This window comes from Egibacteraceae bacterium (genome assembly GCA_040905805.1).
Lineage (GTDB): Bacteria > Actinomycetota > Nitriliruptoria > Euzebyales > Egibacteraceae > DATLGH01.
Window position 1 is genome coordinate 1 of record JBBDQS010000133.1, and the last position, 19,565, is coordinate 19,565.

Sequence of the window (19,565 nt, forward strand, 5' to 3'; positions counted from 1 at the left end):
ACCCGGCACAGCGGAGAATCGCCTCCGCTGGCGCTCCGGCGATTCACGTCTCAGGATCCCTAGGCGAGCATCAGTCGGCCGGTCGGATGCGTGGGAGTGTCGGCGTGCGGGCCCGGTCGCGCACCCATGGTTCGAGCTCGTGCGTCGTTCGCGCCGGGCTCCAGAGGAAGCCCTGCCCGAGGCGGCACCCGAGCGCCTGCAGCTCCATCGCCTGCACGGGCTGCTCGATGCCCTCGGCGACCACCTCCATCGTCAGGGTCTGCCCGATCTGCACGATGGCCCGCACCAGGGATGACGCGCCCGGGAGGGAGCCCAGACCATCCACGAAGCTCTTGTCGATCTTCAGCAGGTTGAGGGAGAACCGCTGGAGATAGGCCAGCGCCGAGTACCCGGTGCCGAAGTCGTCGAGGGCGAGGCGCACCCCGAGCTCCCGAAGGGCGTGGAGCTGGGCGTCGGCGGCATCGGGGTCGCGCATGAGCGCGGTCTCGGTGATCTCCAGCACGAGGCTGTCGGGTACCAGCCCGGTGTCGGCGAGCAGGCCGGCCACGACCCCGACGAGGCGGGGCTCCTGCAGCTGGCGAGCCGACAGGTTCACGTGCAGGCCCAGCGGCGGGGCGTCCGGTTGGGCCTGTTGCCAGGCCGCGACCTGATGGCAGGCACATTCCAGGACCCAGCCCCCCAGGGCGACGATGAAGCCTGCCTCCTCGGCCAGCGGGACGAACACGTCGGGCGTGGCCACCTCCCCGGCGGGGCGCTGCCAGCGCAGGAGCGCTTCCACGCTCGTCACGCGTCCGGAGTCGAGCTCGACGATCGGCTGGTAGTGCACGGCGAACTGCGGTTTACCGTGCTCTTCGAGCGCCACCTGCAGCGCGGCGCGCAATTGGCCCCGCGTGATGACCGCGTCCAGCATCTGCGGCTGGAACACGGCGACGCGGTCCTTGCCGCGCTCCTTCGCCACGTACATGGCCGCGTCGGCCTTGCGCAGGAGCGCCTCCGCGCCGTCGGCGTGCCCCTCGTCGACCGCGATGCCGATGCTGGCGTGGATCCACACCTCGAAGCCCTGGAGCCGGAAGGGTGCGGCCAGTGCCGCGACGATCCGTTCCGCCACCGCCGTGGCCGCCGCCGACTCCCGCGGGTCCTCCAGGAGGATCCCGAACTCGTCGCCCCCCAACCGAGCCAGGGTGTCGGCGGGGCGCAGGCACTGCTCGAGCCGTGCGGCGACGCTGGTCAGCAGCTCGTCCCCCACGGCGTGACCCCACGTGTCGTTCACGCTCTTGAAGTCGTCGAGGTCCACGAGCAGAACCGCGAGCCGGCCCGGGGTGCGCTGCCGCACCGTGATCGCGTGGTGGATGCGGTCACCGAACAAGACGCGGTTGGCCAGCTGCGTGAGCGGGTCGTGGAAGGCCTGGTGGGTGAGCTCGCGGTTCACCGCGGCCAGCTGTGCCGTGCGCTCCTCCACGCGCTCCTCCAATGTCCTGGTCAGCGCCTGCACCTCGCCGAACCCCTCGGCGTTCTCGAGTGCGGCGCCGGCGAGCGTCGCGATGAACTCGGCGAGGCGCTCCTCCTCCGCGCCGAACAGGTCACGCACCTGGCTGTGCGATGCGTAGAAGGCGGCGACCACGCGGTCGCGGACGCGCACGGGCGCGCAGACCGCCGAGCGGGTCTCCCCACCGGTCAGCAGCGCCCCCGACCGGTCGTCCTCCTGGCCGGTCGCCAGGAATGCGACCCGGCCTGTCACGACGGCCGTCCGCACCAGCTGACGGCACAGGTCGTCGACGCTGGCGTCGATCTCGCTCGACACGGTGGTCACGTCCTCCCCGCGGGTGTCTCCCACCTCGAGGACCACGCACCGCTCCCCCCGCAGGAGGCTGGTACCCGCGTCCCGGACCGCGGAGAAGATCGCCTCACGGGTGAGCGCGGCGGTGATGGACCACCCCACCTCCAGCACGGTGTCGAAGCGGTCCGCCAGTGACAGGGTGGCCAGCTGTCCCGCGCGCTCCTCGCGCCGGGCGGGTCCGTCACCCTGCTCGGCCCGCACGTCGGCGGCCAGCTCGGCCATGGCGGCGCCCGCCACGGCGAGGTCCTCCGCCGCGCCGCGCCAGCCGAGCTCCAGACCGACCTGGCCACGGGCGAGGAGGGTCTGCGCGTGCTCCCATGCGGCGGACTGCCGGGACGCCACCGCCAGGCTGCGGTCGAAGTGGCGCCGGGCGCGCGACGACCGTCCCCGCAGGGCGTCGACCAGCGCGGACTCCCGCAGCGCGTGCGGCAGGTTGTTGCGGTACCAGTGCGCCATGCGGCGGGCGCGGCGAGCGGCCCGCCGCGCCTCCCGCAGGAGCCGCCTCCTGCTGTCGGGGGTGACGTCCTGGGTCGCCAGGACCTGCTCGCGCCGAGCGGTCGCGAGCCACGGGAGCACCGGAGCCACGTACTCCTGCCGCAGCCCCCGCGCCTTGAGCAGCGACCTGGCCTCCTCGAGCACGGCAACCGCCTCGTCCGGGCGAGCGCCGGCCAGCAGGCACACGGCCCGCGCCTGGAGCACCTCAGCCGTGGTGTGACCGTCGCCGCCGCCACGAGCGAGCTCGGCGTCGATGAGCTCGGGCGGTACCCGGCCGCCCGACGCCTTGGCCCAGACGGAGAGGCTGATGCCGGCCGCCTGGGCGTCACCGATCTCGACGCCGGCCTGGTGCACCGCGCGCGCGGCGTCGACCGCCTCGCGCAGGGAGCCCAGCCGGTAGAGGCAGTAGGCGACGTGCCAGTTGGCGGTGTTGACCTCCCAGCGGTCGCCGGTCTGCTCCAGCAGCCTCGCCCCCTCGCGGCACCGTTCCATCGCCTCGCGGTAGCGCGAGGCCCCGTAGAGGACCACCCCGTAGAAGTGCAGCGACTGGCCTTCGCCCCACGCGTCGCGCGCATCGCGGCGAATCGCCAGCGAGCGCTGCGCGTAGGTGATGCCGCGCCGGAAGAACGGCAGCATCGTCAGGACGGGGGCGTGCTCGGAGTACGCCTGGGCGCGCGCCAGGCCGGGCGGGTAGCGCTCGGCGAGGTTCATCTCGCGCAGGTGCGACCAGCCGCACGCGAGCGTCCCGGAACCGAACCAGTAGGCGTAGGTCAGGCGGCTGTAGAGGTGGATCGCCAGCAGGGCCGTGTCCGCTGCCTCGGCGCTACGGCGCCCGAGGAAGGCGCGCGGGGCCACAGTGTGCAGCACCTGGACGAGCAGCTCCCAGACCAGCCAGGCACCGACGGCGATCCGGCGGCGTGGCACGCGCTGGTGCAGCAGGTGCAACCCGCGCTCCAACGCCTGCGCACCCGCCTGGACGTCTCCCCGCTTGAACGCCAGCTCGCCGAGCTGCGCGGCGATCCGTGCGCGCGTGACGTCGTCGTCGGCGAGGGTGCTGGCCTGCTCCAGCCGGGTCGCCGCCTCGTCGTAGCTTCCCCGCAGCATGAGGACCTCGCCGAGGCCCTGCACCGCACGCCGCCGCACCAGGTCCTCGGCGTCCACCGATCCGCGCAGGGCGATGCGGTACTGGCGCTCGGCGACCTCCAGCGCGTGCTGGGCTCGCGCCTGCGCACCCGCCCGTGAGCGCGTGCGGCAGGGCGCGCTCGTGCTCACCGCCCGCGTCGAAGTGGTAGACGAGGTCGAACAGCCGGTCGGGATGGTGGTGCTCCAGCAGGCGGGCGGCCAGGCGGTGCAAGGTGCGCCGGTCTGCGTCGGTGAGGCGGGCGAGCAGTGCCTCGCGCAGCTTGTCGTGGACGAAGCTGCAGTGGTCGTCGTCGGGGTGCGGCCAGACGATGTGGCGGCGGCGGGCCTCGTCGAGCGCTGCCGTGGCCTCCGCTTGGTCCTGCTCCGCCAGCTCGCCGGCGAGCCCGACGACGAAGTCCTTGCCGAGGACGGCGCCGGCCGACAGGAGGCGCAGGGTCGCCTCGGGCAGCAGCTCCAGCCGGCGTGTCAAAAACCGGACCGCCTCGCGTGACGACCGGATCTCGCCGACCTGCTGGTCCTCCAGGCGCCACCCCTCGGGCGTGGCCACCATGCCCCCCGACTCCACCAGCCCGCGGAGCACCGCGGACGCCATGAACGGGTTGCCGTCCGACAGCTGCCCGACCCGCTCGACCACGGCCCCCGGGACCGGTCCCGCCATGGACTCCACGAGCAGGCGCACCTCCTCGGAGGCGAAGGGGCGCAGCCGGACGTGGGCCGCGGGGCGCAGCCCGCGCAGGCTGTGGGAGGCGGGGACCTCCTCGGATCGGTACGCGACGACCACCACCGTGCGCCCGGGCGGACTGCGCCCGCCATCCCACCACCGTGCCAGCAGCTTGACGGTCAGCTCGTCGGCCCACTGGCAGTCGTCGAGCAGCACCACCGCGGGGTTCGCAGCCGTCCCGAGCGCGGCCAGCAGCGCGGCGAGCGCGTCGAGCGTCCGCGCCTCACCGAACCCCTCCGGTCCGAGAGGTGCGCCGACCTCGACCCCGAGCGCGGTTCCGAGCCGGGGCAGGGCCTGGCACGCCGCGTCCACATGGGGGCCGAGCGCCGAGCGGATCCGGGGGGCCCGGTCCGGCTCCCGCCTGACCGCGGTGATCACCCCCTCGGCCACGTCGGTGAGCAGCTGCAACGGCACGGTCGCGGCCTGGTCCCGTCCCAGCCCGCGGAGCAGCCACATGTCCCGCACGGCGCAGCGGCGCGCCAGCTCGTCGAGCACGCGCGTCTTGCCGCCCCCGGACTCCCCCTCGAGGAGCACGAGTCCGCCCTGCCCGTCCGCCGCCGAGTCCAGGGCGCGGTCCAGTGCCGCGAGCTCCTCCGCCCGGCCCACGAACGCCGGCTCGGTCAGGGTGCGGCGCCGGTCGCACCGTCCGATCACTGCCGGGGGGTCAGGTGTCCCGGGCTCGGTCGACTCGGCGATCTCGTCGAGGTCGTGCAGCACCCCCTGCGCCGACTGGTAGCGGTCCTGGGGGTCTTTGCGGATCAGCCGTTGGACGAGCTCGTCGAGCGCACCCGGCACCGCCACCCCGAGACTGCCCAGGGTGGGCGGCGGCGACGACAGGTGCTGCCGGAGCAGCCCGCGGACCGTCTCGGCCTCGAACGGTGGATGCCCGGCGAGGCACTCGAACAGCAGGATGCCGGCGGAGTACAGGTCGGAGCGCTCGTCGACGCGGCAGTCGAGCAACCCGGCCTGCTCCGGGGAGACGTAGCGAGCGGTGCCCGCCGGGCGCCCGCGGACGTCCGCGTGCAGGGCCGCGCTGCGCGCAAGGCCGAAGTCGATGAGCACGGCGCGCTCCACCACGCCGTCGCCGTCGAGCCCGACGATCACGTTGGCCGGCTTCACGTCGGAATGGACGATGCCGTGCTGGTGGATGTGGGCGAGCGCCCGCACGGTGCAGCGACCGACCCGCAGCGCCTCCCGCACCGTCAACGGCCGGAGCCGCAGCTGGGCGTCCAGGGGCACGCCGGGCACGTGCCGCGTCACCAGGTACACGACGTCGCCGTCGCGTCCGATCGTGACCAGCGGGGCGAGCTCGGGCGCCTCGAGGCGGGCCAGGACGGCACCCTCGTGCTCGAGTCGCCGTGCCGCGTCGACCGACATCTGTTTCGCGGTGGTCACCTTGAGGACGACGCGGTCACCTCCGGGCAGGTCCCGGGCCAGGAACGTCCGGGCGAGCGGGCCCTCCTGGAGCACGCGCTCGAGCCGGTACCGGCCCCCGACGACCGTCCCCGGCGAGGTGGCGGCGCCCTCACGCGCATCCTGCTGGGTCTGGCTCACGCACGTCCCCTCGCCCGAGAGCGGTCACGTCCTGTGCACGGTACGCGCGGTCTTCGACGCCCGCTATGGCCCGAAAGAGTCATTTCCGGACCGCCCAGCGGCACTACCGCCGCGGTAGCCCCGGGCCTACCGTCCCACCGTGGTGAGGAGGAAGTCGCGCAGGTGGGCCTCGTAGGCGTCGGGGTCGGCGTTCCAGGCCCGCACGTGGCCGGCGCCCTCCACGCGGACGTAGGTGACCAGGTCGGGTCGGGCCGCCGCGAAGGCGTCGCTGGACGCGACCGGGACGGTCGGATCCGCCGTGCCGTGGAAGAGCAGGATGGGCACGTCGAAGTCCTCGGCGCGGGCGACCTGGTCCAGACGCCCCCAGCGCAGGCCGGTGCGCACGGTGATGATCCCGCGGGCGACGGGGATGAGCCACAGCGGCACGCCGCGGTCGGCAGCCGCGGCGCGCAGGACGACGTCCCAGTCGAGCACCGGCGCGTCGAGCACCATGCCCGCCACCCGGTCCGCGTCGGGGGCCTCGTGCAAGTAGGTGGAGACGATCGCCCCGCCCATGGAGTAGCCGAGGAGCACCACGTCGCGCGCGCCGTGGTCGAAGGCGTAGTCGGTGGCGGCCTGCACGTCGCGCCACTCCGTCCAGCCGAGGCCGGAGTGCCCGTCAGGGCTCGCTGGCGCGTCGGGATCGTTGCGGTACCCGAGGACCAGGGCGGGCAGGCCGAGCGCCCGGATGGTCGGCAGGGCACGGAAGGCCTCGCTGCGCGACCCGCCACGGCCGTGCACCATGATCACCCAGGTGTCGCGCGGGCCCGCCCGCCATGCGGTGCGCTCGTCATCCGGTGCCGTCACCTCGGGCACCACCACATCCGCCGGCAACGGGCCGTCGGGCCCCGCCAGCAGCACCGTCTCCGCCGGGAAGGCGAACGCGTCGGCGGCGTCGGGGGGATAGGCGTGGGCGTCGACCGCCACGGCCTGACCGGCCTGGAGTGCGCCGATCACCGGGACCATGCGGCGGGTCACGGTGCCCGCGTCGGGGTCGGTGCCCACGACCTCGCCGACTCGGGCGTACCCCTCGGGCCACTGCAGGCCCCACACGCCGTCGGGCACGGCCGCCGCGGGCACGGTCACGGTCGTCTCCCCCACGTCGGCGACCGTCACGTCGTACACCGGCCGCTCGGCTTGGGGTGGACGCAGGATCTCGCCCGCGTAGTACCAGCCGACGGAAAGCACCGAGAGCAGAGCCATGATCGCCAGACCGAAGAGGGCCCACCCGGCCCATCGCCGCCAGGGCCGGCGGGCCGGGACATCCGGGCTCAGAGCAGGAACAGCAGCCAGAGCAGGCCGCCGAGCACCACCAGGCCGGCCAGCAGGGTCAGCACGCGGAACGGCACACCGACCCGTTCAGGGCGCACCGGTTCGGCGGCGCCCTCGACGAACGCCTGGAACCGCGCCGTGTCGGCGGTCGGGTCCATCGGGTCGTCGCGCGGAGCGGGGTCGGTCACCGGGCACCTGCCGGGGTCGGGGGGCGAGGTCAACGACCCCTGATCCTAGCGACGAGGACCCGCAGACGACAGCGCCGCCCGGCCGAGGACTGGTCGCCGCACCCCGCGTCCAAGCGCTTAAACCGCGCTTGGCCTTGCGAGTGCGTCACGCCGTGCTCGCACGCGGATTCCCTCGGAGGAAAACGCGGCCGGTACAAGACGCGAGGGGCGCTGGGACTTTGAGCTCACCAGCCGAGCCCCAGCATCCCACATGGTAGGAGCAAACTAGACATACTATTCATTATCGGCGAGATACGAGAGGGACTGAGAGGGGTTGCGACGTACTGATATGCGCCGTACGTGGCCTTCCGCCCCCAGCGACACTGCTGGACGGTGGTCCTGTGGGTGGGGATCGCCCCACCTGACCGCCTGACCGGCGGGTGGGGGGGGTCGAGCGGGTCAGGAAAGTGGGGCGCAGGACCAGGTCGAAACGTTTGGGATCGGCGGAACCCCGAGGGTTGTCTACGCCCGCGGTCGAGCGAGGATAGGAGGGCTCGGGAGCTACGGAGCGTGACGTGTACCGCAGCCGTCGACCTCCCCCTACCGGTGCAGGCCGACGACGGCTGTCGCATGTTGTGCAGCGTGCAGCGGAACGATAGGGTGGCCCCGTGGATATGGAGTACGGCGACGAAGCGACGAGGCGTCTCCATCTGGAAGGCCTCAGCTACGGCAAAGGATTCGACAAGCAGGCGATCATGCGCCTGAACCGCATCAAGGCCGCTGTCGACCAACGTGACCTGAGCGCGCTGAAGGGCAACCGGTTCGAGAAGTTGAAGGGCGACCGTGCCGGGACCTACTCCATCCGCATTAACGACCAGTGGAGGATCACGTTTCGGATCGAGAACAACCGTGCTCTGGACGTCAAGATCGAGGACTACCACTGAGGAGGCAGGCGATGGCTGTGAAGGTGAGTGTGGCGATCCACCCTGGCGAGCACATCGCCGAGGAGTTGGAGGAGCGAAGCATGAACGCCGCAGACCTGGCGCGGGCCATGGGGGTCGATCGCGGGCGGGTGTCCCGCCTGGTCACCGGGCGGACGGCTGTCACCGGCGAGACGGCGATCTTGCTCAGTCGGGTGTTCGGGACCTCGCCCGAGTTCTGGATGCGGCTGCAAGCCGACTACGACCTCGCGCTGGCCCGCGAAGCGATGAGCTGACCGACACAAGCCGATACCAGTGGGTTGCGGACCACCGGAACCTCACGTGATCGGCGGCTATACGAACGTTGTCGACCGCCTCTCCCTCTCCGCGGACCGGCCGATACCCAGGTGTTGAGGCGGTCACCCCGGTCCCAGACCTCTTGACATAGGTGCGGAAGTGCCTGCAGGGTTTCAGTGCTCTTTGACGGTGTAGACCAGGGTGAGGTCGGTGCCTGGGTAGGGGATGTTGGTGGCGGTCAGCTCGGCGCACAGGGCCCGCAGGAGCAGGCCATGAGCGATCGAGGGGGCCGGCGCGGGCGGGGGGTCGGCCTGGACCTGCTGACCGTGTCCAGGCTTGGCCCTCCCGCACCCGCGGGTCGGTCCCCGAGCTACGCCGCACCTGAAACCCTCACGTCGGCGCGGGCGGCGGGCTGGCCGGCGCGGGGTGCGGCGCGGACCGGCCCGCCCGTCTCCCAGTCGGCGGCGCGCAGGATGCGCAGGGAGACCCCGAGAAGCCCGGCGGTCAGGATGGCCATCGCCGTCACCGTCGGGACCGTCGCCGAGGGCGCGACGATAAATCCCACGATGCCCGCGAGCAGCAGTGCGGGCACCCAGACCGGCACCTCCCGCGAGCGCCACAGCGCTGCGGACATCAGCACGATGCCGAGCCCGGAGCCGAAGGCACCGGTCATCCCGAGGACTGCCGGCGCCACCATCTCGTCGAGGGCCTCGCCCAGCGCCACCGCCTGCTCGAGGCCGAGCTGGGTAACGAGGAGCGTGTCGTAGACGTCGACGACCAGCGCCATACCGCCCAAGAGGCCGAAACCGATCGTGCCGAGCAGCCAGCCGGCGTTGCCCAGCCTGGTGCCGCGGTGGCGCGTGAGCTGCGCCATGGCCGCGAACGCCGGCACGAGCATCAGGAAGCCGAGCCCGATGAGGATGGTCGACACCTGCGCGCGGACCGGGTGCGCCGCCAGGGCTGTGTAGTAGGCGGTCTGCGAGTACTCCCCGCCCTCCTCCCAGGAGGTGACGGCCATCCCGGCGATCAGCAGCAGCCCCGCCAGAACCGGGATCGTCCCCGTCGCCACCTGCCGGAACCTGAGACCCTTCTGCGCTTGCATGTCCGCTCCTTCGCTTGTTCGGCTTGTGCGCTCGACGGTAGGCAGAAACGGCGTCGGGGCCGTCCGCACCCGGGTTGATCCGCCTCCACCCGTGGGTTGATCTGCGACCGACGGTCACCCTTGCGAGCGGACCAGGCCCGTCTCGTAGGCGAGCACCACGGCCTGCACCCGGTCGCGCAGCCCGAGCTTGGACAGGATCCGGTTGACGTGGGTCTTCACCGTGGCCTCACCGATGAACAACGTCCCGGCGATCTCTGTGTTGGAAAGCCCCTGGGCAATGTGGCGCAGCACCTCGAGCTCGCGCTCGGTGAGGCGGGCAAGCTCGTCGGGCACCGCTCCCGGCGGGGGCCGGCTCACGAGCTCCTCGATCAGGCGGCGAGTGACGCTCGGCGCGAGCAGGGACTCGCCTGCCGCGGTCGTGCGCACGGCCTCGGCAAGCTGCTCAGCACGCACGTCCTTCAGCAGGAAGCCGCTGGCCCCCGCGTGCAGCGCCCGGTACACGTACTCGTCGACGTCGAAGGTGGTGAGCACCAGCACCCGCGTCGGCGAGCCGGCCCCGCAGATCTGCCGCGTCGCCTCGAGCCCGTCGAGGTTGGGCATCCGCACGTCCATCAGGACCACGTCAGGACGCTGGCTGCGGACCAGGCGCACGGCCTGGACGCCGTCCTCGGCCTCGCCCACCACCTCGATGTCGGGCTGGGCGTCAAGGATCAGGCGGAAGCCGCTGCGCAGCAGCGCCTGGTCGTCGGCGATGACGACGCGGATCACGCCGGTGCGCCTTCCGCAGCGGCCGGCAGGGGGAGGCGGACCTGCAGGACGTCGCGGTCGTGCTCGTCGGTGCCGACGACCAGGTCGCCGCCGTAGAGCACGACGCGCTCGCGGATGGCCAGGTGGTCCGCGCCGAGCAGTGCCCCGAGGCCGTGCGCGTGGACCTGCACCTGCACCGCGCCGACGTCGTGGCGGATCCGCACGCCCACGCGGTCCACCCCGGCGCGGCAGGCCTGCTCCACGCTGCGCTCCACCACCCGGTACACCACGACCTGCACCCCGCGCGGCAGCGGCGTCGGCCTGCCCTCCACGGTGACGGTGACCGCCACACCGCGCGCGGCGGCATGCTCCACGACGGCGTCCAGCGCGGCCAGGCCGGGCTGGGGTCCCAGGGCCTCCTCGGTCATGTCGCGGCGCAGTAGACCCAGCATGTGGCGCAGATCGGCCAGCGTGTCGCGACCGGCATCCTCGATGCGCAGCAGCCCCGCCTCGGCCTCGGTCGCCTCGCCGTGCTCGAGCAGCTCGCGGGCGCGGCGCGCGCACCGCTTTATGCCGAGGATCTGCTCGGCCACGAGCGCGCGCAGGTCCTGGGCGATGCGCGAGCGCTCCGCCGCGACGATGCCGGTGCGGTGCTCCTCCAGATCGCGCTGCGCCTGCTCGGCCAGTCCGCGCACCTCGCGCCGGCGGCGGGTGGCGCGGCCGAGCACCATGCCGGCCCCGAGCAGCACCATGCAGAACATCGCCGGATAGAAGAAGTCGGAGAACCCCCACTCGCCGTAGTCCGTCACCAGCATGAGCGCCCCGACCGCGGCGGGCCACAACGCCGAGGCGAGCAGCATGCGAGGCGTCGGCACCCCCATCCCGAACAACCCCGCAGACACGAACAGCGCGAGCATGGTGATCCCCGAGTCGTTCGGCCAGGTCTGCAGGGCCAAGCCGTGGCCGGTGACCAGCAACGGCACCAGCGCCGGTGACCAGCCCCAGCGGTGGCGCACGAGCAGCGCGCCCACCCAGCCCGCGGTGAAGACCACCGCGACGGGATGGACCAGCCCGGCGACCGCCACGCCCTGGGCGAGGGCGATCACGCCCATCGCGGCGACGGCGAGATCGGTGAGGACGCGGGGCAGGCAGCGCAGACTCATGGCGCCGGGAGCCGAACCTCGACATGGAAGCGCCCCGCACGGGGTTCGACCGCGAGGTGGCCTCCGTACATGGCGACCCGCTCGCGCATGCCCACCAGCCCGTGCCCCCCGTGGGCGCCCCTCGACCTGCCCGCCCCGGCGGGCAGATCGTTGACCACGCGCAGCTGGATCTCGTCGACGCCGTAGTGCACGCCGACATCGGTGCGGACCAGCCCGGCGTGCTTGCGCGCGTTGGTCAGTGCCTCCTGGAGCAGCCGGTACAGGGCAAGGTCGAGCCCGGCCGGCAGCGGGCGGGGCTCGCCCTCGACCGACAGGTGGGCGTCGAGTCCCGCATCGCGCATCTGCGTCACGAGGCCCTCGACGTCGGTCAGCCCGCGGATCGGCTGCTCCTCGGGACCGAGCAGGCCGACGAGCCGGTCGAGCTCGTCCAGGGCCGTGGTGGTGGCCTCCTCCACGGCGGTGACCGACGCGAGCGCCTGCTCCGGGTCGTGGGCCAGCTGCAGCCGGGCCGCGCCGGCCTGCACGGTCATGACGCTCACGCTGTGGGCCACGATGTCGTGCAGCTCCCGGGCGATGCGGGCGCGCTCGTCGGCTGCCGCCGCCTCGAGGGAGGACTCGCGGGTGCGCTCGAGCTCCTTGAGATGCCCCCGAACCAGCGCGGTCTCACCCTGGTTCCGGTGGTGCACGACGCCGGCAGCGAAGGATCCGAGGAGCAGGAGGGTCACCGTCGCGGCATCCCCTGCAGGTCCCACCGCCGCGACGACGGGCCCTGCGGCTGGCAGCCCCACGAGGGCACGCGCCGGCGGGTTGCCGGCCGCCAACATCCAGACCGCGGTGACCGCGAGGAGCAGCTCCCCGCCGGTGTCGTGGGACATCGCCGGGACGGCGAGCGTCGTCGCGCCGACCAGGACCAGAGCGGCCAGCGGGGCCAGGAGGGGCAACCGCCGGCGTGCCAGCAACGGCAGGCCCCACGTCGCGGCGACCGCGATGACCCCGGGCTCCCGGCCGAGCACCGCGCGCTCCGCGACCGCGGTGAGGATCAGCACACCGACGAACAGGTCGCCGCCGAGGACGACGACCGCGCCGCGCACCCGCTCGACGATGGCCATCGGCCGAGGGTAGCCGGCGCGGGGGCCCGCGGTCCTGGTATGGGGGCCTTCCCTGCCCTGTGCCATCCTGCCCTGTGCCATGCGACCGACCCTAGAGGGCGTGCGTGGCGACCACGTCCCCACGCGGGTGGAGCCGGATCAACCCCTGGGTGGAGATGGATCAACCCGGGCGCGGACGGCACAGGCGGGCGGGCGTCCTAGCGTCAGGCTCCGGGAGTCGCGGCACGCCGCGGCCCCTCGAAGCGGCTCCGGCGGGGCCGCCCATCCGTCGACCAAAGGAACCCACCATGTTGTGCCGTGGCACCTTTCCGCTGTCCACCTGCATCGTCGCGCTGCTCATGGCGCTGGGACTCGTCGCTTGCGGCGGCGAGGACGAGGCGGCACCACCGGATGACACCGCCGGGCCCGACACCGAGGTCGCCGCCACCGACGCGTTCTGCGAGGCCGCCCTGGGACTGGGCTCGCCCGGTGAGCCCGAGGTCGACCCGGAGACGGCGACCGAGGAGGAGATGGCGGCCGCCCAACAGGTCTTCGCCGAGGAGCGACTACGGCCGATCGTGGCCGACCTGGGGGCCAGCGGTCCCGACGCGGTGCAGGACCACGTGGCGACCCTCGAGCAGGCCCTCGACGAGGCGGACGACGGCGACCTCGACGCCTTCTTCGGCGGGGAGGGCGGCGAGGCACGCAACGCCATCGCGCAGGAGGCGGCAGGGCGCTGCGGCTGGACGTCGCTCGACGTCACTACGGTCGACTACGACTTCGAGGGCGTGCCCGCGACCCTCGACGCCGGTCCCGCCATCATCTCCCTGGCCAACGCCGGCGACGAGGGACACGAGATGATCATCTTCCGCCGTCACGACGGCGTGGACGAGGAGTGGGAGCAGATCGTCGCCCTCGACGAGGAGGAGGCCATGCAGCGCGCCGAGTTCGTCGCGGCCGGCTTCGCGCCCGCCGGGCAGGAGAGCTCCACCGCCGCCGACTTCGAGCCCGGCGACTACGCGATGGTCTGCTTCATCCCGGTCGGCACCGATGCCAGCGGCACCGAGACGGGCGACGGGCCGCCCCACTTCGAGGAGGGGATGCTGACCACGTTCAGCGTGCGCTGACCCCCGGTTCGGGGGTCACGAGAACCCTGTGGATTTCGCCGCCACGTGGCCGACGGTGATCCGGCAACTTCACGAACGACGGCCGAGTGTCCAGTCCTTCGCTTCGCGGGTGGCCGTCAGTCCTTCCAGGATGATCGCGATGACGCGACGAGTTCGGGGTGTTCGTCACGGGCTGAGCTAGCCAGTTCCAGCTGCCGTGACGCCTGCGCCGGCGCCGGCGCCAGCGTCGAGGCGTGCGGCGACCCGTCGAGCGAGCTCCTCTTGCGGGGTTGTCATGGTTTCCTCGGCTTCTGTCCCGGTGGCAGGCTGCTGCAACGCCGCCTCCACCAGCTGAGGACCGCCGGCTGGAACGTCCGAGCCGGCGGTCGGCGTCACTGCGGGGCTTGGCCTGCCATGGCAGCGAGCAGGCGGACGGCGAACGAGGCGGTCTGATCGCGGCGCACGCCGGCGTGCGGGCGGAAGGTGCCGTCACCGTAACCTGCTGCCAGGCCATGCTCGACGGCGCCGTTGACCGCAGTGAAGTGCGTGTTGCTCGGGGGCGTCATCGAATTGCTGGGTTTGGCTCGTCGCCTGCGCGCCGGTGGCCTGCTCGACGGTGCGGAGGAGAAACGAGGCCATCTGGTCGCGGCGCACCCGCAACCCCGGACCGTAGGCGTCGGCGGGCAGACCGCCGGGGCCACCTTGCACAACACCCGCTGCGGCCAGCCGGTTGATGGCGTGGGCGTGGGGGGAGTCGTCGGGCACGTCGGTGAATCCCACGTCGCTCGCCTCGGGTAACTCGGCACCGGCGGCGTCGAGGGCGCCCGCTACGAACGAAGCCATCTGGTCACGGCGCACGTCCAGCGTCGGGCGGAAGGTGGCGTCGGCGAAGCCGTGCACGATCTGGTGGTGGACGGCGCAGTCGACGTTGGTGCGGTGGACCGGCGGGATCGCGCCGCGGTCGCTGAACGCCGCGTGGCCCACGTCGTACCACGCCGCCTGCGGGCAGACGCCGACGGCGGGACCGACGGCGTACCCCTGGCCGCCGGTGTGCAGGTCGCGGGCGTGCTCGCCTTGCAGGTCGGTCACCATCAGCCCGCTGCGCCCCTCCCCGTCCGGGTCCACCGGGTCGGCGCCGTCCGCCGGCGGGTCCTCGAAGACATCGTCTCGTGCGCTCAGGTAGAGGCGGTCGCCGGCGGCCGACCACACGGGGTTGACCAGCGTGCGCCCGGCGAACCCGATCTCGGTGAGCACCGCGCCGGTGGCGACGTCGACGACGTCCACGTCGAACGACCAGTGGGTCGTGGACCGCTCGACGAGGCGTTGCACCGCCAGGCGGGTGCCGTCAGGGCTCCACGAGTACGTCCTTGGCCGCGCGTCCTCGCCGCCGACCCGTCGGGCGCCGGTGCCGTCGGCGGACACGACGTAGACCCTCCAGGTCGAGAATCGCCCGCCGGCCAGGTCGGAGGCGGCGTAGGCCAGACGTGTGCCGTCGGGCGACCACGCGACGTCGCGCAGGCCAGGCTCGGACGCGACCGTGCGTTCCACCTCGCCGTCCACGGTCACGATGATGAGATGGTCGGGTTCCTCGAAGCCCGTGCTCCTGGGGGGGACTGCCGCGAGCCGCTGCCCGTCGGGCGCCCACGCGAACTGTGCGACCTGCGGGCGCACGACCCGGCCCTCCGAACCGTCGGCGGGAACGATCGCCAGCTCGTTGGGGTGGCCCGTCCCACCTCGCCGCGCAGGAACGCCACCCACTGCCCGTCGGGCGACCAGGCGGGGCTGGTGGCCACGTCGCCGCTCAGCTGACGCTCACCGCTGCCGTCCGCGCCGATGGCAAACAGACCCCCGTCCCTGCGCACGAACGCGATCTCCCGCCCGTCGGGCGACCACGCCGGGCTCTGGTCCCACTCGTGGTCGGTTAGCCGTCGTTCGCCGCCATTGGGGTCGCGCACGTACAGCCCGCACGCGTCCTGGGGGCACGCGTGATAGACCAGCGGCGGATCAACCTTGCCGGCAGGCTCACGGTGGCGGCGTGGGGCACGGGCGCCAGACCGAACCCGACAGTGAACGCGGCTAGGACGGCCGCCACCGACCGCGCGGACCGATGCACAGCGGTGTCAACCATGGACAGTCCCCTTTCGCGGGTGCTCGGCACCCCCTGTTGGGCGTCACAAAACAACTCCTATCTCGCCGGGGGTGGGTCTGCAACGACACCCCGGCAGGTTGTCCACAACCCATGACCCTTTCGGACCGGACGAGGACTCATGTCCTATGGGGACATCCAGGGCGCTGGTCCCTGTTGCTGGGACGCGCTTGCGACGTAGCGTCGCAGCACTGTTCCGACGAGGAAAGGCACATGGTGATGGAGCCACGAACGGAAACCTTGGATGGCCGCGACCGGACCTCGGCGCGGGAAGCGTTTTGGTGGGGCGGGCCGTCGATGGCTGTGGGCGGGGTCATGGTGGGCTTGTTCCCCCTGTTGCACCCGGCCCATGACGCGGCCGGCTACGCCAGCGCGGCGTGGGCGCCGGTTCACCTCTTGCCGCATGTGGGTCTCATCCTGATCATGGCCGGCCTTCCGCGGCTCGTGCTGAGGCATCGCGTCGGCGGTGGGCGACTGCTGCGCGTCGGCACGGCCGTCGCCTACGTGGGCATGGCCCTGACGCTGGCCCAGGCGATGGTTGAGGCGTTCGTCTTCCCGCTGTGGGCCGTCGACGCGCCGGAGCGGCTGACGAGTCCACCGCCGGTGGGTGCGGGTGTGTTCATGGGGGTCGGCAGCCTGGCGTTCCTGCTGGGATTCGTGCTGCTCGGCATCGCGATCGCTCGCACACGGGCGCTGCCGACCTACGCCGGCGTGCTTGTGGCGCTGGGCGGGCCAGCGTTCGGGCTGGGGGGCGCTGGGCTGGGCCTCGCGCCGGTGTTCGTGACGGGCGGCTTGCTGCTGGGCGCAGGGCTGCTGTGGCTCGGTGTGGCCTTGAAGCCGTCTGTGCGCGAGGGGTAGCGCTCACGCCCGGACGTGGCCATGATCGTCGCGTGAGCATGGCGACAAGCGACACCGCCGATTCCGGGGCGCGCACCGACGCCGTGGCTTCGCGTGCGCCCCGGTCGGGGATGGCGTGGTGGCTCGCGGGGGCCTGTGTCGCGGCGACCGTTGTCCTGGCAGGAGCCGCCGGCGCGCTGGCAGCGGTCAACGGGATCGGGTGGCTGCGGGCGACGACGGACTTTCTCCTGCTGCAGGTCGTGCTGTCGGTCGTCTTCGCTGGAGTCGGCGCGCTTATCATCGCGCACCGACCGACGAACCGGGTGGGTTGGTTGCTGTGCGCCGCGGCGGTCGGCATGGCCGTGCCCGCTCTGACTGGCCAGTACGCACGTCTGGCGCTGGTGACCTACCCGGGAGCGGTGCCGGGCGGACGGATCGCTGCGTGGCTCAGCCTGTGGACGTGGGTGCCGGGCTTCACCCTGGTACTGGTCGGACTGCCCTTGCTGTTCCCCGACGGCCGGCCGCCGTCAGTGCGCTGGCATGCGGTGGGCTGGGCCGGCGCGGCGGGCGCCGTGCTCGTCCTCGCCGCGCAGGCCCTCGCGCCGGGTGCCGCGTCCAACCTCCCACAGGTGGGCAACCCGTTCGCGGTGGCCGAGATCGCCCCCGTCCTGCAGGTCGTGTCGATCGTCGGCTGGGTGATGCTGCTGGCCGCCGTCACCGCGGCGCTGGCATCCGTGGTCGTGCGCTACCGACGGGCTGGCGAGGCCCAACGGCGCCCGCTCAAATGGTTCGCCTACGCGGCCATGTTCGTGCTCCTCGCCGAGGTCGGCGGTCCCGCACTCACGTTGCTGCTGGCGCCGGGCTTGGACGTCCGCGCCGTGGTTGCCGTGGGGGAGACTGTGACCGCGCCGCTGCTCGCGGTCGCCGTCGGCGTGGCGATCCTGCGCGACCGGTTGTATGACATCGACGTTCTGCTCAGCCGCACGCTGGTGTATGCGGTGCTCACCGCGGCTGTCGTCGGCCTCTACGTGCTCGTCGTGGGCTACTTCGGTGCCGCGTTCCAACTGCGGGGGGACGCCATCTCCCTCGTCGCGGCGGGGGTCGTGGCGGTGGCTTTCCAGCCTTTGCGCGAGCGGGTGCAACGGGGGGTCAACCGGCTCGTGTACGGCCAGCGTGACGAGCCGTACGCCGCCCTTGCGCGGCTGGGACAACGGCTGGAGTCCACGCTCGCGCCCGACACGGTCCTGCCCACGATCGCCGCGACGGTGCGTGAGTCACTGCGGCTGCCCTACGTCGCGATCACCATGCCCGACGCCGCGCCGGTGGAGTCCGGCACGCCACGGCCGGTGGAACTGCGCATACCGCTGGTGGCGCAACGCCGACAGATCGGGGAGTTGGCGCTTGCGGCACGCAGCCCCGGTGAAGCGTTCGGCGACGCCGACCAGCGACTCCTCGCCGACTTCGCGCGCCAGGCCGGCATCGCCGCCCACGCCGTACGACTGACCGCCGACCTCCAGCGTGCTCGCGAACGGCTGGTGGCAACCCGTGAAGAGGAGCGCCGTCGCTTGCGTCGCGACCTCCACGACGGGCTCGGCTCGCAACTGGCCAGCCACACGCTCACCCTCGACGCGGCGCGGCGGGCCATGGGCCGTGACGTCCGCGCTGCCGACCGGCTGCTGGACGACCTGCGTGCCCAGACAGAAGCAGCCGTCGCCGACATCCGCCGACTGATCGGCGATTTGCGGCCGGCCACGCTGGACGACCTCGGCCTGGACGGCGCGCTGCGCGAGCTCGCCGATCGCTACGAGGTGGGCGGCCTGCAGGTCCACTTCGAGGCGTGCGGACCGCTGTCCCCGCTGCCCGCTGCTGTCGAGGTCGCCGCCTACCGCATCGCCCAGGAGGCGCTGACCAACGTCGCCCGGCATGCCGACGCTCACCGCTGCACCGTGCACGTCACGGTGCGCGACGACGTCTTGACCCTCACGATCCGTGACGACGGTCAGGGAGTGTCCGGCGGCCACGTCGACGGGCTCGGACTGGCGTCGATGACCGAGCGCGCCAGCGAGCTCGGCGGAAGCTGCACCGTCCAGGCACCAGCGAGCGGCGGCACCGACGTGCGCGCCGTCATCCCACTCGAGCAGGAGAGCCTGCATGGACCCGACCCGCGTCCTCATCGTTGACGACCATCCGCTGATTCGCTCCGGCCTGCGGGTGCTCCTGGCCGAAGAGCCGTCGGTTGTACTCGTCGGCGAGGCCGCGACCGGCGAGCAGGCCATCGCCGCTGCTGCGGCCCTGGAACCCGACATCGTGCTCATGGACCTCAACCTCCCAGACATAGACGGCGTGCAAGCCACCCGCCAGATCCTCGAGGAGCATCCGCACTCCAAGGTGGTCGTGCTGACCATGCTGGAGGACGATGACTCCCTGCGCGCCGCGCTGCGGGCAGGCGCACGCGGCTACCTGCTCAAAGGCGCAGGCGGGGACGAGACCGTGCGGGCAATCCTCAGCGTGGCCGCGGGAGATGCCGTCTTCAGCGCTCCGGTTGCTGACCGGGTCCTTGACGCGGCCGCACCGCCACCTCCCGCGGCCACGGTCCGCGCGACGTTCCCCGAGCTGACCGACCGAGAGCACGACGTCCTCGTGCTGGTCGCTCAGGGCTGTAGTAACAGCGCCATCGCCGAGGCGCTGTTCCTGCAACCCAAGACCGTTCGGAACTACGTGTCCTCAGTCCTTGCAAAACTCAACGCCGAAGACCGCATCGAAGCGCTCCTACTCGCCCGCGAAGCTGGCCTCGGGCAGGAGTAGCAGTTCATGGCCACTGGCAAAAGCGCAGCGCCACGCCTCGTCCCCGCTCCCCGGTATGACGACGACCCAAAGCCACCAGCATCGACTGCTACATTGACATGATGGTCACCCTCGCTGTTCATCTAG

The 19,565-nt window shown here is 72.4% G+C and carries 15 protein-coding genes; 6 read left to right on the forward strand and 9 right to left on the reverse strand.

Features of this window, described 5'->3' with window-relative positions:
- Positions 1 to 70: 70 nt before the first annotated feature.
- From WD250_14475 to WD250_14490, 4 genes are all read right to left on the reverse strand, one after another.
- Entirely contained in the window at positions 71 to 3,043 is a 2,973-nt protein-coding gene (locus WD250_14475) for an EAL domain-containing protein (GenBank protein ID MEX2621417.1), read from the reverse strand.
- Positions 3,044 to 3,155: 112 nt separating this feature from the next.
- On the reverse strand, positions 3,156 to 5,750 hold the full coding sequence (locus WD250_14480) for an AAA family ATPase (protein MEX2621418.1): 2,595 nt from the start codon (positions 5,748 to 5,750) through the stop codon (positions 3,156 to 3,158).
- Positions 5,751 to 5,876: 126 nt separating this feature from the next.
- On the reverse strand, positions 5,877 to 6,992 hold the full coding sequence (locus WD250_14485) for an alpha/beta fold hydrolase (protein MEX2621419.1): 1,116 nt from the start codon (positions 6,990 to 6,992) through the stop codon (positions 5,877 to 5,879).
- A gap of 68 nt (positions 6,993 to 7,060) precedes the next feature.
- A complete protein-coding gene (locus tag WD250_14490) occupies positions 7,061 to 7,282 on the reverse strand; it encodes a hypothetical protein (GenBank protein ID MEX2621420.1) in 222 nt (73 codons plus the stop codon).
- 620 nt (positions 7,283 to 7,902) lie between these two features.
- On the opposite strand from WD250_14490, the gene WD250_14495 reads away from it, so the two are divergent.
- Both WD250_14495 and WD250_14500 read left to right on the forward strand, forming a co-directional pair.
- The gene (locus WD250_14495) at positions 7,903 to 8,172 is read left to right on the forward strand and encodes a type II toxin-antitoxin system RelE/ParE family toxin (GenBank protein MEX2621421.1); all 270 of its coding nucleotides are present in this window, start codon (positions 7,903 to 7,905) and stop codon (positions 8,170 to 8,172) included.
- An 11-nt stretch (positions 8,173 to 8,183) separates the two neighbouring features.
- Entirely contained in the window at positions 8,184 to 8,444 is a 261-nt protein-coding gene (locus tag WD250_14500) for a HigA family addiction module antitoxin (protein ID MEX2621422.1), read from the forward strand.
- 371 nt (positions 8,445 to 8,815) lie between these two features.
- Here WD250_14500 and WD250_14505 read toward each other — a convergent pair whose 3' ends face one another.
- The 4 genes from WD250_14505 to WD250_14520 form a co-directional block, all read right to left on the reverse strand.
- On the reverse strand, positions 8,816 to 9,547 hold the full coding sequence (locus WD250_14505) for a hypothetical protein (protein MEX2621423.1): 732 nt from the start codon (positions 9,545 to 9,547) through the stop codon (positions 8,816 to 8,818).
- Between the two features lie 114 nt (positions 9,548 to 9,661).
- Positions 9,662 to 10,315, reverse strand: coding sequence for a response regulator transcription factor (locus WD250_14510; protein MEX2621424.1), 654 nt, complete (start codon positions 10,313 to 10,315; stop codon positions 9,662 to 9,664).
- Positions 10,312 to 11,457 carry a histidine kinase dimerization/phosphoacceptor domain-containing protein gene (locus tag WD250_14515; GenBank protein ID MEX2621425.1) on the reverse strand — a complete coding sequence of 382 codons (1,146 nt, stop codon included), beginning with the start codon at positions 11,455 to 11,457 and terminating at the stop codon, positions 10,312 to 10,314. Before WD250_14515 ends, WD250_14510 begins: the two co-directional genes overlap by 4 nt.
- Positions 11,454 to 12,566, reverse strand: coding sequence for a histidine kinase (locus tag WD250_14520; GenBank protein ID MEX2621426.1), 1,113 nt, complete (start codon positions 12,564 to 12,566; stop codon positions 11,454 to 11,456). Before WD250_14520 ends, WD250_14515 begins: the two co-directional genes overlap by 4 nt.
- Before the next feature lie 287 nt (positions 12,567 to 12,853).
- On the opposite strand from WD250_14520, the gene WD250_14525 reads away from it, so the two are divergent.
- Positions 12,854 to 13,672 (forward strand): hypothetical protein, encoded by an 819-nt coding sequence (locus WD250_14525; GenBank protein MEX2621427.1) that lies wholly within the window; start codon positions 12,854 to 12,856, stop codon positions 13,670 to 13,672.
- A 468-nt stretch (positions 13,673 to 14,140) separates the two neighbouring features.
- On the opposite strand, the gene WD250_14530 is transcribed toward WD250_14525, so the two are convergent.
- Positions 14,141 to 15,322 carry an S-layer homology domain-containing protein gene (locus WD250_14530; protein MEX2621428.1) on the reverse strand — a complete coding sequence of 394 codons (1,182 nt, stop codon included), beginning with the start codon at positions 15,320 to 15,322 and terminating at the stop codon, positions 14,141 to 14,143.
- Between the two features lie 772 nt (positions 15,323 to 16,094).
- On the opposite strand from WD250_14530, the gene WD250_14535 reads away from it, so the two are divergent.
- The 3 genes from WD250_14535 to WD250_14545 are packed head-to-tail and all read left to right on the forward strand — an operon-like array spanning position 16,095 to position 19,439.
- On the forward strand, positions 16,095 to 16,655 hold the full coding sequence (locus WD250_14535) for a hypothetical protein (protein ID MEX2621429.1): 561 nt from the start codon (positions 16,095 to 16,097) through the stop codon (positions 16,653 to 16,655).
- A 38-nt stretch (positions 16,656 to 16,693) separates the two neighbouring features.
- Positions 16,694 to 18,814 carry a GAF domain-containing sensor histidine kinase gene (locus WD250_14540; protein ID MEX2621430.1) on the forward strand — a complete coding sequence of 707 codons (2,121 nt, stop codon included), beginning with the start codon at positions 16,694 to 16,696 and terminating at the stop codon, positions 18,812 to 18,814.
- Positions 18,786 to 19,439 (forward strand): response regulator transcription factor, encoded by a 654-nt coding sequence (locus tag WD250_14545; protein ID MEX2621431.1) that lies wholly within the window; start codon positions 18,786 to 18,788, stop codon positions 19,437 to 19,439. The genes WD250_14540 and WD250_14545 overlap by 29 nt, the downstream gene beginning before the upstream one ends.
- The last annotated feature ends 126 nt before the right edge of the window (positions 19,440 to 19,565 follow it).